Origin of the sequence: Niallia circulans NBRC 13626 (genome assembly GCF_001591585.1) — a bacterium.
In the GTDB taxonomy this organism is placed as follows: Bacteria; Bacillota; Bacilli; order Bacillales; family Cytobacillaceae; genus Niallia; species Niallia circulans.
Window position 1 is genome coordinate 1 of the sequence record NZ_BCVE01000021.1, and the last position, 15,422, is coordinate 15,422.

Below are 15,422 nucleotides of genomic sequence, written 5' to 3' on the forward strand. Positions count from 1 at the left end.
CCCCAAACTTCAGTATTTATCAGCCAAACTTCAGTATTTATCAGCCAAACTTCAGATTTATCAGCCAAACTTCAGATTTATCAGCCAAACTTCAGTACTTATCAGCCAAACTTCAGTACTTATCAGCCAAACTTCAGATTTATCAGCCAAACTTCAGATTTTTCAGCCAAACTTCAGATTTTTCAGCCAAACTTCAGTACTTATCAGCCAAACCTCAGTACTTATCAGCCAAACTTCAGTACTTATCAGCCAAACTTCAGATTTTTCAGCCAAACTTCAGATTTTTCAGCCAAACTTCAGATTTTTCAGCCAAACTTCAGATTTTTCAGCCAAACTTCAGATTTTTCAGCCAAACTTCAGATTTTTCAGCCAAACTTCAGATTTATCAGCCAAACTTCAGATTTATCAGCCAAACCACCAGCCACTAACTAATCCCCCCTCACTCCCACAAATTCCAAACAAAAACGCCTCTCACATGCAGTTGATCTACATCCAAAAGACGTTCTCTTATTACAATACTTTGATTTTATCTAGATCAGCTTTATCCAGTACTGCTTTCATATATTCAATAATTTCTTCTCGCATTTCATCTCGTCGTAAAGCAAATTCTAATGTTGTTTTAACGAATCCTAATGTTTCACCAACGTCATAACGATCTCCTTCGAAATCATAAGCAAAAACACGTTGAATTTGGTTTAATTGTTGGATGGCATCTGTTAATTGGATTTCTCCGCCTGCACCTGTTTGTTGATTTTCCAAGTACATGAAGATTTCTGGCGTTAACACATAGCGACCCATGATTGCTAGGTTAGAAGGTGCTGTTCCAGGAGCTGGTTTTTCAATGAAATTATTTACCTGGTATCTTCTTCCTTCGCTCTCACCTGGATCGACAATTCCGTAACGGTGTGTTTCATTTTCTGACACTGTTTGAACGCCAATAACAGAAGCATGTGTTTCTTCGTATTGGTCAATTAATTGTTTTAAGCATGGTGTATCGCTCTGCACGATATCGTCACCAAGTAAAACAGCAAATGGCTCATCGCCAATAAAGCTTTTTGCACACCATACAGCATGTCCTAAACCTTTTGGCTCTTTTTGTCTAATATAATGAATATCTGCAAGATTTGAAGAATATTGAACTTTCTCAAGCAACTCAAATTTCTCTTTATCACGAAGATTCTGTTCTAATTCATGTGCGTAATCGAAGTGATCTTCAATCGCTCTTTTTCCTTTACCGGTAACGATAATAATATCTTCAATACCAGAAGCAATTGCTTCCTCTACGATATATTGAATTGTAGGTTTATCGACAATTGGTAACATTTCTTTCGGCATCGCTTTCGTTGCAGGCAAAAATCTAGTACCTAGACCAGCGGCTGGAATGATCGCTTTTCTTACTTTTTTCAACTTATTTCCTCCTTTAAGCAATTCACTTTTGATTATACCATTTTTTTGTTACAAAGGAATTCAAATACGAATTTCTTCTTTGTAAATTATTAGTAAAAAACACAAGGTTGTTCTTTATAAAATTATATTAAGTGTTAATCCGTTCTTCATAACGTACAATCATTATATCACTTCAGCTTCTCTTTGAGAATAGTTGTTATGTATTTTTTAATAACTTATCACTTTTTACAATATTTTGTCAAATTATCCCTTAAATGCATTTATTACACCTTTAATATTCAGAAAACTTATTATTCTACCATACAAAAAAAGAGTTGTAATAACAACCCTTTTCTTCTAATAATTATTCCGGATATACTTCTTCTTCGGTGACCCACTTGTGATTTGTTACCATATTGCCGCCTGTTGCCGGTTGATAATCTACCATATATACGGTTGTGTTCTCAGCGGAATCAATCGTCGCTTTTGCACCTTTCATCCCTTTCATATGATCTGCTTCTAATGTAACCTCTGTCCCTTTTTCAAGCATTTCATTCCCAGCATCTTTTATTTCCTCTTGAATAACCCATTTATGATGCTTGACTGGTTTTCCACCTGTTGTCGGAGTGTAAGTCACTTCATACGCAATCGTGTTAAATGCATTTAATATCGTCGCTTCTGCTCCGTCCATTCCTTCCATGTGATCTGCCTTTAAGATGACTTGACTGCCTTCTTTATAAGTTGGATCTGATGCTGGCTCTAGGCCATCGGGAATATCTGAAGATCCCGTTTCTTTGTGTTCATGCTGGGTTTGCGTAGATAGATTTTCACTATCGCTATTTTTTTCACCAGATGAACAACCGTAAAATAGTAACAGTACGGCAAAAACCGCCGCCATGTAAAAATGCCTACTTTTCATTTCATTACCTCCTCTATTATTATGAATTCTTTCACTTTAGAGGTTATTTTAAACATACGTCTATTTATTAGCGAGAGGTAATTGAATCGTGAATGTGGTACCCATTCCATCTTCTGAGACATAATCTATTTTGCCCTTATGTTCTGCGATAATGTTATAGCAGATTACTAGCCCTAGCCCGGTTCCTTTTTCCTTTGTTGTGTAAAAAGGTTCCCCCAGCTTATTCTTTATTTCATCTGGTATTCCCTTCCCATTATCAGTAATAGTAACAACTACCCATTTTCCATCAAGCTTTGCTTCCATATTTATGATGCCGCCATTATCCATTGCTTCAATCGCATTTTTGACCAAATTGATAAAAACTTGTTTAATCTGATCTACATTGCATAATGTATTTAAATGATCTCCATATGTATCTAAATTAATGACAACATTATCTAAATTGGCTTGTGATTGCATTAAGGTGTAGACATCGAGAAGAATTTTTCCAATGTTTGTTTCTTTAATTTCTGATCTGGCTGGTTTTCCTAAAAACATTAGCTCGCTTGCAATTGTTTCGATTCGATTGATTTCAAGATCAAGGATTGGATAAATATCATCTAATTTCATCGCCCCTTGGTATGCCAGCTTTAAAAAACCTTTAATGGCCGTAAGAGGATTTCTAATTTCATGGGCAATACTTGCTGCTAGTTGTCCTGCTATTCCTAGTTTTTCATTTTTTATCTGCAGCTGCTGGTTCTCTTTTCTAACACTTATATCTCGTGCAATGATAATAACGGTGGAACTTAAATCTTCAAAAAGAAACGGATAAGCTAAAACTTCTACCTCTACCTTTTTTCCTTTTGAGGTAATCAACTGCATTTCATATGGAGTAGAAATTTCTTCTTTCCATATATTTCTAGATTTATCTAAATAGTTTTCTAGGAAATCTGGCTCCATAATCTCGTAAGCTGACTTTCCGACAAGATCTTCTGCATCTAATAACTTTGCAGCTGCTTTATTTACATACATAATAATATTGTTGGAAGTAATAAATACCGCGTCTAGCATGTCCTCTACTAGCCGGGAATAGTAGGTTTGTGCTAATTGTAGGTTGGCAATCGTCTCTTCATATTTACCATTTCGCACGGGGGATGGAGGTAAGATTTCTTTTTCATAAACACTGGATAAGGTAAATTCCGTATCTGTCATCACATATGGATGGTACTTTTTTAAGCTTATATAATTGCTTGCAGATAATTCCATCCCGTCATAGACACATACCGTATAATTATGATAATCCCTTATGTACTCATCTACTTTATCCTCGTATTGAAGTAATTTATCTATGTTACTTTTTTCACTTAAGAGTCTTGGTATTATTTTCCCCCAATAACGGATGGTAATTTCTTTATTGAAAAATAGGGTAGGATCAACCAAGTCTTTGCTTGCCTCCATTATATTCTCCAAACATAGTTCTCCGTTTTTAAAATAAACATCTTCACTATCAATAAAGTTTATTTTATCAATTAGCTTAGTATGTAATCCGTTCGCTTCCAACTTTTTTATTATTAGTGGCCATATTTTCTGCTGATCGACAAAAATTACTATTTGCTCCAAAAGCAGACCGGTTTTTAAGAAGGACGCCGCATTAGTTATGTATTTATCTTCGTCGTTCGTTAAGTATAAGACATGGGCACCACTTGTCATATCAGAGAGATTTGTAAGAGCAACCTCTGGATGAAACCTTGTCTGAGGAGTATATACAGCCATTAAAAACCCCCAACTTTCTTTATAAAGTTTAATATCCTTTTATTATAGCATGTAAATTTCCGACTATTTGGATGAATTTATTATTTTTTCAAAAATAGAGAGAGAGTTCCTCACTATGCAGGAAGGAACTCTCTCTCCGTCTATTCTTCATATTCATACAAGGTTACACTCTCAATATAATGAACAAATCTACGAAGTTCTTTCGTCTGTTCTCGATTTATTTCTCCTTTTTCATACATTTGCTGTATGGCTGCGCGTTGCTGATCCACGATGCCTAGACGTAATTCTTCTATTTGTTCCTGCAGCTTTTCATTAAATGATGCTGATGGTTGTTTTTCCCAGCGATCGACCATCCGTCGGTATTCTAAAATAACGGATTCTACTTGCTGTTTATGTTCCGCTGTCTCTTTCCATTGTTCTAAATAGGAAAGAGCAGATTTCATCGAATTTAATAGCACCTCTTTGCTGATACGAATTTGTTCTCTTCGATCACGTTTATTACCGCGGTGTTTCCGCACAAAGCGTTTCCAGCCTCTCATGGCCTTTCCAAACAGAAATCTCGTCCCAGTTTGCACATTGGTGCATAGTATTTCTTCGCGATAGTCCAATGATTTTTCAAAAATCGCAAACACTTCTTCTGAAATTTTTTCCTCTTTTACTAAATGGTGTACATAGTTACGTTCTTCTTTTAAGGCGCGCAACCTAATTTCAACCAAGGCTGAATATTTATTCTCTTCCTCTTCTGTTCTTGCCACTTGATAATTTAACTGCTGAATGCGTCGTTTATATTCATCAATTAGTTCATAAGCAGCTGCTGTATTTTCTTCATTCATTTCTAAATAAAGCTTATCAATAGTGGAAAGCATAAGCTTTTTCTTTGCTCTGATTACTAGTTCTTCATCATTTATTTCTGTCTCTCCACTATTTTTACTAAGGAATGGCAAAAATATCGTAGCTGCAAGTAAAGTGAACATGATAACACCTGCAGCTAGAAAGAGAATTAAGGAACGCTCCGGAAATCCTTGGCCAGTATGGATGACAAAGGGGATCGACAGTACCCCTGCCATTGTTACCGCCCCGCGGACTCCTGTCAGACTGACCAGTAAAGTATGCTTCATACTCGGCTTTTCGCTTTCTCTTGTCTTGTTCGCTTTATATTCATAAATGGAAAATAAATAGGACCAGAAAAAGCGAATGCCAAGAATAACAATCCCAATTAACATGACATATCCGATAATTAACCAATTACTTAAAGAAGGATCTTCCACTGTATCCACAATAGAAGATGGGATATTTAACCCGAGTAATAAGAAGACTATTCCATTAAGAATAAAGATAACGATAGACCAAATATTTTCCGTTAATACCTGTTCCTCCGCAAGCATCGTTTCTGTTCTTTCACTCACTAAGGAGTGAATAATTCCACCTACTACAACAGCAATCACCCCAGAAGCATGGAGCATTTCCTCAGCTATAATAAAAATTAGAAACGGTGTCAGCACCTGTAACAAAGAGTGGAATGTAACATCCTGGATTCCCTGTTTTCGTAAAATAAAACGGATTATGATAATAAGAAGACTTAAAACAAGTCCTGCTACAGCTCCAATGAAAAAGGTATACGTGAAATCAGTCAATGCCTCTGTAATCGAGAAGTATCCTGTGACAACAGCAGCAACCGCATAATTAAATGCCACTAGCCCTGAAGCATCATTAATCAGCGATTCTCCTCTTACAAGGTTGAGCACGCTTGCTGGAATATGAATACGTTTCGCAATCCCATTGACAGCTACTGGATCTGTCGGGGATAAAATTGCCGCTAAAGCAAAGGCCGCCGCAAGTGGGATACTGGGAATAAGCCAATGAACAAAATAACCGCCAACGATAGTCGTAAGCAATACTAAGATAATAGCATTCCCTAAAATAGAAGTACGCATCTTCCATAGCTCTTCTCTTGGAAAATGCCTGCCATCGTTATAGAGCAAAGGGGCAACAAACAAGAGCAAAAACCACTCTGCCTCTAATTCAAGCTCAAAATCGGAGAAGAGAAGTGCCATCACTACTCCAAATGCAATTTGCGTTAAGGCAGTTGGGATAGAGGGAAGATAATGACTGACAATATTCGAAATCAGTAAACAAAATAATAATAAAATGATTGTTATTAATAACTCCATCTTGTTGTCTCCTTGCAGATTCTTATGCTAGTTTTTCTCCTTTTTATGTAGATTATGTTGGAAAGAGATTAAAAAGAGATTCCCAACAGGAACCTCCCTTCATAATTAAACCATGTATCTTTCTTTAATCAGTTTCAAATGATGAAGCTCATGCCCGGCAATAATATAAGCAAGGGCCATGACAGTAAATTCTCCGTTATTAGCAAAACCCCTGTTTTCCCAAGCATCTTCTGGAAGGCCTTTCAACAAGCTTACCGTAGATTTGCGGACTGCCACTAATTCTTCTAATAGATCATCTATTGTTCTTGTCGAAAAATGGGCATTCTCCACATAGTCCTCATCATCATAACCGGCTAATTGCGTTTTATCTCCTCGAGCAATCCGCATTAAGCGATATGCCTGAATTCTCTCCGTATCGCTCATATGACCAACCACTTCGATGAATGACCACTTTCCATCTGCATAGCGAAAATCACGTCGGTCTTCGTTTTCCTTTATATAAGCAACTGTTTCTTCTATTTGAGCATTAATTAAAGCAATTATATCTCCCTCTGGAACTAAGCCTATATACTCCCGATAATGTTCTGGATAATCACTAATGGCTGGTCTTATCATGCTGACTCCCCCTTATTCTTCTACTGGAGATTTAGGTCCTGTTAATTCTAGCTGATAAAAGGCTAAATCTAACCATTTCTCAAATTTATAGCCTGCCTTTTTTATCGTGCCTGAATACGTAAATCCTAATTTCTCATGAATAAAGATACTTCCTTTATTCGTACTGTCAATTCCGGCAATAAGGGTTGCATACTCCTCTTCTTCCGCCCGCTCAATCAGAGCTTTTAATAAGTGTGTACCAATTCCTCTTTTTCTTGCTTCTTTATGAACATACACCGAATGCTCAATCGAATATTTATAAGCTGGCCATGCTCGAAATGGTCCATATGTTGCAAAACCAAGCACCTTCCCAGCCTCCTCGAAAACAAAAAGAGGATATCCGCCCTCCAGCTTCTGGTTATACCATGCTTTTCTGTCTTCTAAGGAATGGGCACGATAACCATATACGGCCGTTGTATGTAAAATGGCATCATTATATATTTCCAAAACCTCTTCTAAATCTGTTTCCTTCATCTCACGGATCATTGCCATATCCCCTTTTTTCTATAATTTGAAAAATTCCATCAAATTTTATAATCTTATTAAGTAAGATACCAATTAGGGACGAAAAATGAAAGTATTTTTTACTTTATCTAATGAAAAAAGATGTCCTATTAAAGACATCCCTTACTCTTTCCTGCTATTATAACCACTATCTCCAAACGGCTGTAATTTCTCCAGCCACTTTTCTTCCAACTTAGCCAGCTCTTCCTTTTCATTGTAATAAGGATCATCTTTCTTCGGCTTTAATACTTCTACTATCTCAAAGGAAAATGCTTCTTTGCCGTATTGCTTCCATTCATCCACCAATTTTTTATTTGCATATCCGCCATTTTCCAAGGAGAATTTCACGCCATTAATGGTTTTGAAATTTCTTGTACTAACGACACAGACTTTCCCATTCTTCTTATTAGTAATTGTATAAATACCGGCTTCGACCGGAATTTCTTTATATTGCATTTTCAGCTCTTTTTTTCGGTCCATTGTGATTCACCTTTCTTTTACTTTTTTAACCAGTAAAGACTTCCATCTGCTTTACGGTCAAGAAATCCGTATTCGATTAAATATCTTCTGATAAGAACATAGTCAGGGTAAATTGTTTTTAAATGCTGATTCAATTGCTTCTCCGTGTAGTTTTCTTGCCCTTCTAAATACTTCGCTATTTCCCGAAGAACCCCTAATTTCTGCTTTTGTTTGATCGGGAATTTACTTAATATACCATTGTTGAAATATTTTGCTGCTATTTTTCCCTGCTCTTCTTCCGTGATATTATATCTGTCGTCTACCATTGCAGCAGTAGGATGAACAGGGACAAAGCTTGGCGCATGATGGTCCTTTTCCTTCAGCAGCTCCATTATTGCCAGAAAATTTTTCGCCTGCCTTTCTTTTTCCTTAAGAGCAAAACGATGATGCCGAATGGTTGAAGCACTGCCGATTTCCAACTCTGCTTTCACTTCTTCATCCCTTTTTCCCTGATAAAACAGCTCCAACAATTTTGTCTGATGCTCCGTTAACCCTGTCATCTTTTTATCTAAGCTTAGTAAAAAATGAAAAACTGATTGATGGACATCCTCGATATGACGCTTCATGTACTTTTCCGCTTCATATAATCTGCCGTCTTCCGGGTAGATAATCCCTTTCTCGATCTCCTCCCCACATAAAAGACAAAGATACGAATCTGAATTCTCAATATAACCCTTTTTTAATTCATCAATCGTTGCATTTTGAAAATAAGATGAAACATTCATTTATAAACACTCCATTAATTCGTTTGTTGTTTTACAAACAATTATCATTTACGTTAGTTAAATATTAAACCTACTTTGGGTAATCGTCAATAGTCTTAGGAGTTTTTTGTTGTTGAGTCTTTGGCGTGTTTTGAGGCTTTGGGGTTTCTTTCTTTTTCAGCTTCTATTGGAGTTAGGTTATGCAAGCTATTTTTCTTCTCTATTCTATTTTTTGGCTTTCATCTGTGCTCTGAACACCACTTGTCCCTTTCCAGCTCTCCTTTTTGGTTTTCATCAACGCTATGAACACCATCTTTCTCTTCCCTGCTCTCCTTTTTGGTTTTCATCAACGTTATGAACACCACCTTTCTCTTCCCTGCTCTCCTTTTTGGTTTTCATCTGCGCTATGAACACCACCTTTCTCTCCCCTGCTCTCCTTTTCGGTTTTCATCACCGTTATGAACACCATCTTTCTCTTCCCTGCTCTCCTTTTCGGTTTTCATCACCGTTATGAACACCTTTTTTTCTTCCCTGCTCTCCTTTTCGGTTTTCATCACCGTTATGAACACCTTTTTTCTCTTCCCTGCTCTCCTTTTCGGTTTTCATCACCGTTATGAACACCTTTTTCTCTTCCCTGCTCTCCTTTTTGGCTTTCATCTGCACTATGAACACCACCTTTCTCTTCCCAGCCCTCTTTCATCTTAGCTCTCTATCTAACAATCTCTGAATGGACATTCCCAAACAAGTGTACTACCATGAAAGAAACTGCTTTTATTGGAGGATATATGGATGAATATTCTTTGGGATTTTGATGGTACGTTGTTTGATACGTATCCTGCTTATACAAATATTATTTATAAGGTATTGGGTGAAAAGGTGGACAAGGCCGGTATTTATAAAGAGCTAAAAGTATCTTTTTCTCATGCGATGGAATATTTCAACATATCAGAGCAGCAGCGAAATGAGATTAAGCTTATGAATAAAGGAATTGCTGCGGATGAGGTGAAACCTTTTACAGGGGTAGAGGAGATTTTGAAAACTGCGGAAATAAATGTGATTATGACGCATAAAAGCTATGACGGTGTGGTAAATTTTCTTCGGCACTATGGGTGGGAGCGTTATTTTGCTGAAATAGTAACATTGAAGAATGGTTTTCCGCGGAAGCCTGCGGTTAATGCCTATCAATATTTGCACACGAAGTATTCCATTGACTTAGCTATTGGTGATAGAGAACTGGATTTAATTCCAGCTAAGGAATTAGGGATACAAACTTGTATATTTCAAAATCAATGTGAATTTGCTGACTTTCATCTATCAGACTTTGCTGATTTTTTCAAAGTATACCCGATGAAAGCGTAACTATTAAGATAATAAAGAGCATCCCCTTACATCTCGGAATGCTCTTTACTCTTTTTCCAACACTACTTCGATAATTTCAGGACGATTAAAAATTCGCTGGGGAATGATGCTATTTCCTAAGCCTCTATTCACAATCATTGCTGTGTCTGCTTTTTTATACATACCAGCTGTATATTCTGGCATGAAGCCTTGATCTGGAGCGACAATTCCACCGATAAAGGGCAATCTTACTTGACCACCATGTGCATGTCCTGTTAAAGCTAAATCTATTTTTTCATAGAGAGAAAAAAGCTCTGGCCGATGGGACAACAGCAAATTGAAATGTTCTTCATCCTTCAGGCCACCTAGTATTTCAGCTAGATTATCCTCTCCAGATAAAAAGGTTGGATCATCTACACCGATAATATTAATCGTTTCTCCTCCAACCTTTACAAGTGTCTGTTCATTTCTTAACACAAACACGCCTGCATGTTTTAATTTCGCTTCTAATGACGGAAATTCCCCTGACCAGTATTCATGATTGCCTGTTACATAATACGTTGGCGCAAGCTGGACAAGTCTTTCCATTAATGTCATACTTTTTTGTTCATCGTATTTTTTTGAATCCACAAGGTCTCCAGTGAAAACGATCAGGTCTGGGTTTAGCTTTTTTACTTGCTGTATTAAACGCTGTTGCTCTTTTCCAAATTGCTTACTATGTAGGTCCGATAACTGCACTATTTTTATCGGCTTTGTTATTTTGAGAGACGAGAGAGTAAAGCTCGAGGTCGATAAATGATTATTCTGGTAGTATGAAAAAAATATACAGATGCCTATTAAACTAGCAAGAAGCAACATTCTTTTTCTCACTATATTCACTCTTTCTCCCAGTTCACCTCAAAACCGCCTTGTAATCCATCTCCGGTCACAATAAGCTTATAGGTTTCTGTTTTTTTTGCATCAAAGGTTAAAACTTTTTTCTCTTCATTACTTAAGCCAATTCTTCGATTTTTTTCATCTATTAAATAATACCCGAAGCCACCGCCATTGCGATTGGTAAAATCAATGTGAATGGTAACCCTTTCCCCTTTTTTCGCTTTAATCGGGACTTCATCCTCCCCGTTAAAATAAGCAAAATAAGCTTCGTAGGACTGTTCGCCTCTTACTGTATTCCATTCTTTTTTCACCGTGAAGTCTGGGATTGTTAACAAAAGAAAGAGAATAGGTGTACAGGCAAATATCCACTTAAACCAACTTACTTTAGCAGCTATTTTAATCCCTATATAGAATAAAATCGCGCTAAAACCAGAAACGATAGCAAGGACAGGTAGAACATTCCACATAATCGGCAAAAAAAGACATACTCCCACCACAATATATAATAGTAATTCTAGCTTTGGAAAATAGTTAGATATCCAATCTATTACGATCGAAATAAGAATTCCGAAACCAAAAAAGCCTATCCAAAAGTATGGATTTTCAATTTCATGTGAAAATAAATATAAATCGAAACTTGATAGAAAAATATAAGAAAAAAAGAGTGTTGCCGCAAAACCAGCTCCTGCTAGTTTTATAAAGGCATATTCCATTCCCCTTCTAAAGTTCTGACTATCTACCATATTTGTTCCTCCTAAAGGATAGTTACTAATATTCTATCAAAATAAGAAAATAAATTGTTAAATTTTTGGAAAATAGGCATAAGTTAAGGAAAATTTCCATCAGTCGGTTTGCTTGAGGTGGGTTATCCTAGCTGTTAAGCATACGATAAAATCAATTATTGATTTTATATGCTTTTATCAAAAAGAAGATTCTTATTCTTTTCCGTCTCAAATAATTACGAGTGGATATCCTTATCTTATATATTTTTCAGGCAGCAACATATTGCAGTTTACTTATTTTCTATTTTGACAAACCAGCCCGTTCTCTTTAACTATCCTATTGGGATGGAGCTTATGGTATTCGAAAATTGATCATGCTGTTGTCTCACTGTGGGGGCATTTAGCTTTTATAAGATGCGAGGAATAAGAATTCGTGAGAAGGAGGGCTATATTATAACCAACCATTCCGCTTCGCCTCGGCAATGGCCTCCATTCGATTTTTTGCCCCTAATTTGCTGATTGCTTCTGAGATATAATTGCGAATCGTTCCAGAAGATAAATAAAGCATTGCCGCAAGCTCCTTTACCGATTTTCCTTCTTCAATCAGTACTAATATTTCTCTTTCGCGCTTTGACAATGGATTTTCTTTTCCAATGCTGCCAAAAATCAGTTCAGAGGCGAACTCTCTTTTTCCGTCCATGATTTTGCGAATAGCTTCTGCTAATTCCTCGCTGGGACCATCCTTTAATAAATAGCCATGAACATTGGCATTTAGTGCTCTTTCAAAATATCCTGGTCGCGCAAATGTCGTTAAAATAATCACTTTACAAGAAGATTTCTGCCTCTGTAATTCCTCTGCCACGTCTAGACCGCTTTTAATAGGCATTTCAATATCTAATAAACAGACGTCTGGATTATATTTTTTTATTAGCTCTAAGGCCTGTTCGCCATTTTCCGCTTGTCCCACGACCTCCATATCCTCTTCAAAATTAAGCAACGTTCCTAATGCTCCTCTTAGCATGCGCTGGTCTTCTGAGATGATAATTCGTATCACAATATCTCCTCCTCTCTTCTTTCCTTTCGAATAATGGGAACAATGATGTGCAGAGTGGTTCCCGAATTAGCCGTCATACTCCATTTTCCGTCAACCAATTCCAGTCTTTCACGCATTCCCTTTAATCCATTCCCTTGCGTTTCATCCCCTTTCACGCCTTTCCCATTATCCTGCACGATAAGCTCTATCTCGCCTATACGTTGTTGAATCGATACTTTACTGATGGTTGCCGCACTGTGCCTGATTATATTTGTTACTGCTTCTTTTAAGCAGAGACTAATAATATTCTGGGTTAAAAGCGGGACCTCTCCATCTTCTAGTTCGATTGCTAGTTCACTTTCTATCTCTGCTGTCTGTAAAGCTGTCTGTATCTCTACTATTGCTTCACGAATGGTTATGGCGCGCATATCAGACACAAGCTCACGAACTTGCTTTAACGCTGATCGTGATATGCTTTCCATTTCCTTTGCCTCTTGTATGGCACTATCTGGTTGAGCTGGCACCATTTTTGCGATAAGCTGGCTTTTTAATGTCAGCAGGGATAAAGTGTGGCCGAGCGTATCATGCAAATCTCGAGCAATTCTCATTCGTTCTTCTCTTTTAACAAGATGGCTAATTTGCTCATTCGCTATATCTAATTGTCTTTCTAAATCCATCCGTCGGTTCATCGAGCGGATTCCAAAAGGAGAAATCAGCATAATGATAAAGAACGGCACTAAGAAAAAGAGAGACTCAGGATTGACACCATTCCAACTAAAGATAATTGGAATAACCAAGGAAATGGCAAAAAGGCTGTAAAAGTAATAGAAGTACTTTTTGCCTGAGTAATATCCGATAAAGTTAGCAGGAAAATACCCCATAAATAATAGATTAGGATCATAGAAGATACTAAAAAACATGACTATCAAGATTTGCACAACCAGCCAATAATTAAATATACTCTCTTCCATATGACAGTATAATTGTCGATAAGCCAGGAGGAAAACAAGTACAAGCAGGATACCAATCAATTGCTTTATCCCATTCTCCTGCATTACCTGAATAATCGGAAGTAATACGTATACTAAAAAGATATAAGGAAAAAAGCCATATCTTTTCGGAAAAAGCTCAAATTTCTTCTTGGTATCCATTTTGGACTTTACACCGCCTCTCGTTTTTTTCCAATATAAATTGATAATACCATAAATAGGAGAAGATACCCGGTAATCATCAGATAATTGAGAAAGGATGGATATTGATCTCTAATAATCTCCCACGCTCCATTAGCAAAATGATAGGAAGGAACCCATTTCGCCACTTGCTGCATAAAGGATGGAAACACATCAATCGGCATCCACATTCCTCCTGTTATTGCCATAGACATATATAATAGATTGCTAATTCCTGAAGCTGTTTCTACTTTTTTGATATTACCGACGATCGTTCCAAGCGCTAGAAACGGGAGGGATCCGAAGAGAATCCAGATTCCGCAAAGCACCCACTGAGAAAAAGAAAGATGAACCGCATTAATAAGGACTCCAGCCGTAAATATCACCATGATGGAAAATAAATGGATAACAGTTTGTGCCACCATCTTAGCTCCAAAGTAAGCAAATTGGGAAAGGGGCGTAATATGCAGGAAAATGGTCCACCCTTCTGCTTTTTCCTCCACAATTTTGATTCCTAATGTCATAATACTAGAGCCCATAATGCTAAATGTTGTCATCGACATTAAATAATGTACATTCCATAATGCCTCATCATCTCGTGGTGCTGTGAAAATGTTGGTAAATAAAAAATAAAAAAGGACGGGAATAAGTAAGGACCAAAAGATATAATATTTATTCCGAAGCGTTCGGACGATTTCCGCTTTACTTTGCATCCAAAAAGATTTCATTCTCATTAACCCCCTTCGTATCTTCCATTAACTGCGAGAAAACCTCTTCTAACCGACCAAGCTTTACTTCTATATGCTGAATATCCAACTGTCTATCGAAAAGTTCTTGTAAAAGCTGATCCGAATTTGTAGCAGTCAGCATTACTTTCTCCTTCTCTTTCTGCACATCCACAACATATGGCAATTCTCGGTAGAATTTTAAACTATAAGGAGATTTCTCCTGAAACATTACCCTTGGTTTTGTAAGTTTTTCCTTCAATTGTGCTGGTGTACCGTCGCCTACTACCTCCCCCTTATTAATCATAATAATTCTTTCCGCTACTTCATCTGCTTCTTGTAAGTAATGGGTTGTAAAAAGGATTGTCTTTCCTTGTCTATTCAATTCTTTGATTTTTTGCCAAAACTGTTCTCTTGACGTTACGTCCATGCCCACGGTTGGTTCATCTAAAAACAACAAATCAGGATTTCCTGCCAGTGCCAACGCAAAATTCAAGCGTCGTTTCTGCCCGCCAGAAAGCTTTTCCGTCCGTTGATTCCAAGCTTCTTCTTGAAGCCCTGTTAGTTCCAACAGAGTTGATAACGCTAGCGGACTTTGATAATAGCTTTGAACTAATTGGATTAGCTCCTTTACCTTCAAGCTGTCCATCACACTAACTTCCTGCAGCATCCCACCTACCTTTTCTAATACTTCCTTTTGTCTAGGATTCTTGTGAAAAAGAGAGATAGTCCCTCGGGTAGGTTTAATTAATCCAAGCATCATCCGCATCGCTGTCGTTTTCCCTGCGCCATTCGCTCCTAAGATTGCCACCATTTCTCCACGTTTTATTGAAAAGGAAATATCATGAACTGCCTTCTTTCCCTGAAACTCTTTCGTTACGTGCCTTAACTCTACAATTGTTTCCAACTACTCCACCTCCAAGCTATTATCCTTAGTATAGCGAGCAAAT

At 37.3% G+C, this 15,422-nt stretch carries 18 protein-coding genes; 2 read left to right on the plus strand and 16 right to left on the minus strand.

All coding sequences use genetic code 11. From position 1 onward, the window contains the following. Window positions 1–432 (plus strand): hypothetical protein (locus tag BCI01S_RS25665; protein ID WP_167555739.1); only part of this gene is annotated, 432 nt, incomplete at its 5' end. Window positions 433–510: 78 nt separating this feature from the next. Here BCI01S_RS25665 and galU read toward each other — a convergent pair. From galU to BCI01S_RS25395, 10 genes are all read right to left on the minus strand, one after another. Further along, on the minus strand, window positions 511–1,407 hold the full coding sequence (gene galU, locus BCI01S_RS19550; RefSeq protein ID WP_047942642.1) for a UTP--glucose-1-phosphate uridylyltransferase GalU: 897 nt from the start codon (window positions 1,405–1,407) through the stop codon (window positions 511–513). 343 nt (window positions 1,408–1,750) lie between these two features. Beyond that, window positions 1,751–2,305, minus strand: a complete 555-nt coding sequence (locus BCI01S_RS19555; RefSeq protein ID WP_047942644.1) for a YdhK family protein — start codon at window positions 2,303–2,305, stop codon at window positions 1,751–1,753. Between the two features lie 60 nt (window positions 2,306–2,365). Continuing rightward, the gene (locus BCI01S_RS19560; RefSeq protein ID WP_061800808.1) at window positions 2,366–4,057 is read right to left on the minus strand and encodes an ATP-binding protein; all 1,692 of its coding nucleotides are present in this window, start codon (window positions 4,055–4,057) and stop codon (window positions 2,366–2,368) included. A 140-nt stretch (window positions 4,058–4,197) separates the two neighbouring features. Next, the gene (locus BCI01S_RS19565) at window positions 4,198–6,228 is read right to left on the minus strand and encodes a Na+/H+ antiporter (protein WP_061800809.1); all 2,031 of its coding nucleotides are present in this window, start codon (window positions 6,226–6,228) and stop codon (window positions 4,198–4,200) included. Between the two features lie 105 nt (window positions 6,229–6,333). Beyond that, complete coding sequence (locus BCI01S_RS19570; RefSeq protein WP_061800810.1) at window positions 6,334–6,843, minus strand: DinB family protein; 510 nt, start codon at window positions 6,841–6,843, stop codon at window positions 6,334–6,336. A gap of 12 nt (window positions 6,844–6,855) precedes the next feature. Further along, window positions 6,856–7,368 (minus strand): GNAT family N-acetyltransferase, encoded by a 513-nt coding sequence (locus tag BCI01S_RS19575; protein WP_047942647.1) that lies wholly within the window; start codon window positions 7,366–7,368, stop codon window positions 6,856–6,858. A 141-nt stretch (window positions 7,369–7,509) separates the two neighbouring features. Then, complete coding sequence (locus BCI01S_RS19580; protein ID WP_047942650.1) at window positions 7,510–7,866, minus strand: GIY-YIG nuclease family protein; 357 nt, start codon at window positions 7,864–7,866, stop codon at window positions 7,510–7,512. A 17-nt stretch (window positions 7,867–7,883) separates the two neighbouring features. Further along, complete coding sequence (locus BCI01S_RS19585; RefSeq protein WP_061800811.1) at window positions 7,884–8,630, minus strand: DUF2087 domain-containing protein; 747 nt, start codon at window positions 8,628–8,630, stop codon at window positions 7,884–7,886. Window positions 8,631–9,013: 383 nt separating this feature from the next. Continuing rightward, on the minus strand, window positions 9,014–9,166 hold the full coding sequence (locus tag BCI01S_RS25390; RefSeq protein WP_156485467.1) for a hypothetical protein: 153 nt from the start codon (window positions 9,164–9,166) through the stop codon (window positions 9,014–9,016). Window positions 9,167–9,168: 2 nt separating this feature from the next. Continuing rightward, entirely contained in the window at window positions 9,169–9,309 is a 141-nt protein-coding gene (locus BCI01S_RS25395; RefSeq protein WP_156485468.1) for a hypothetical protein, read from the minus strand. 89 nt (window positions 9,310–9,398) lie between these two features. Between BCI01S_RS25395 and BCI01S_RS19590 the strand changes: the two genes are divergently transcribed. Beyond that, complete coding sequence (locus BCI01S_RS19590) at window positions 9,399–9,968, plus strand: HAD hydrolase-like protein (RefSeq protein ID WP_061800812.1); 570 nt, start codon at window positions 9,399–9,401, stop codon at window positions 9,966–9,968. A gap of 45 nt (window positions 9,969–10,013) precedes the next feature. Here BCI01S_RS19590 and BCI01S_RS19595 read toward each other — a convergent pair whose 3' ends face one another. The 6 genes from BCI01S_RS19595 to BCI01S_RS19620 form a co-directional block, all read right to left on the minus strand. Further along, window positions 10,014–10,805 (minus strand): metallophosphoesterase, encoded by a 792-nt coding sequence (locus tag BCI01S_RS19595; RefSeq protein ID WP_201781399.1) that lies wholly within the window; start codon window positions 10,803–10,805, stop codon window positions 10,014–10,016. A 17-nt stretch (window positions 10,806–10,822) separates the two neighbouring features. Then, complete coding sequence (locus BCI01S_RS19600) at window positions 10,823–11,566, minus strand: Yip1 family protein (protein ID WP_047942655.1); 744 nt, start codon at window positions 11,564–11,566, stop codon at window positions 10,823–10,825. A gap of 430 nt (window positions 11,567–11,996) precedes the next feature. Further along, complete coding sequence (locus BCI01S_RS19605) at window positions 11,997–12,599, minus strand: response regulator transcription factor (protein ID WP_047942657.1); 603 nt, start codon at window positions 12,597–12,599, stop codon at window positions 11,997–11,999. After that, window positions 12,596–13,729: a sensor histidine kinase gene (locus BCI01S_RS19610; protein ID WP_047942658.1), complete on the minus strand. Its 1,134-nt coding sequence runs from the start codon at window positions 13,727–13,729 to the stop codon at window positions 12,596–12,598. Before BCI01S_RS19610 ends, BCI01S_RS19605 begins: the two co-directional genes overlap by 4 nt. A gap of 8 nt (window positions 13,730–13,737) precedes the next feature. Next, window positions 13,738–14,475 (minus strand): ABC transporter permease, encoded by a 738-nt coding sequence (locus BCI01S_RS19615; protein WP_047942659.1) that lies wholly within the window; start codon window positions 14,473–14,475, stop codon window positions 13,738–13,740. Then, a complete protein-coding gene (locus BCI01S_RS19620; protein ID WP_061800813.1) occupies window positions 14,450–15,379 on the minus strand; it encodes an ABC transporter ATP-binding protein in 930 nt (309 codons plus the stop codon). Before BCI01S_RS19620 ends, BCI01S_RS19615 begins: the two co-directional genes overlap by 26 nt. Window positions 15,380–15,422 lie beyond the last annotated feature (43 nt).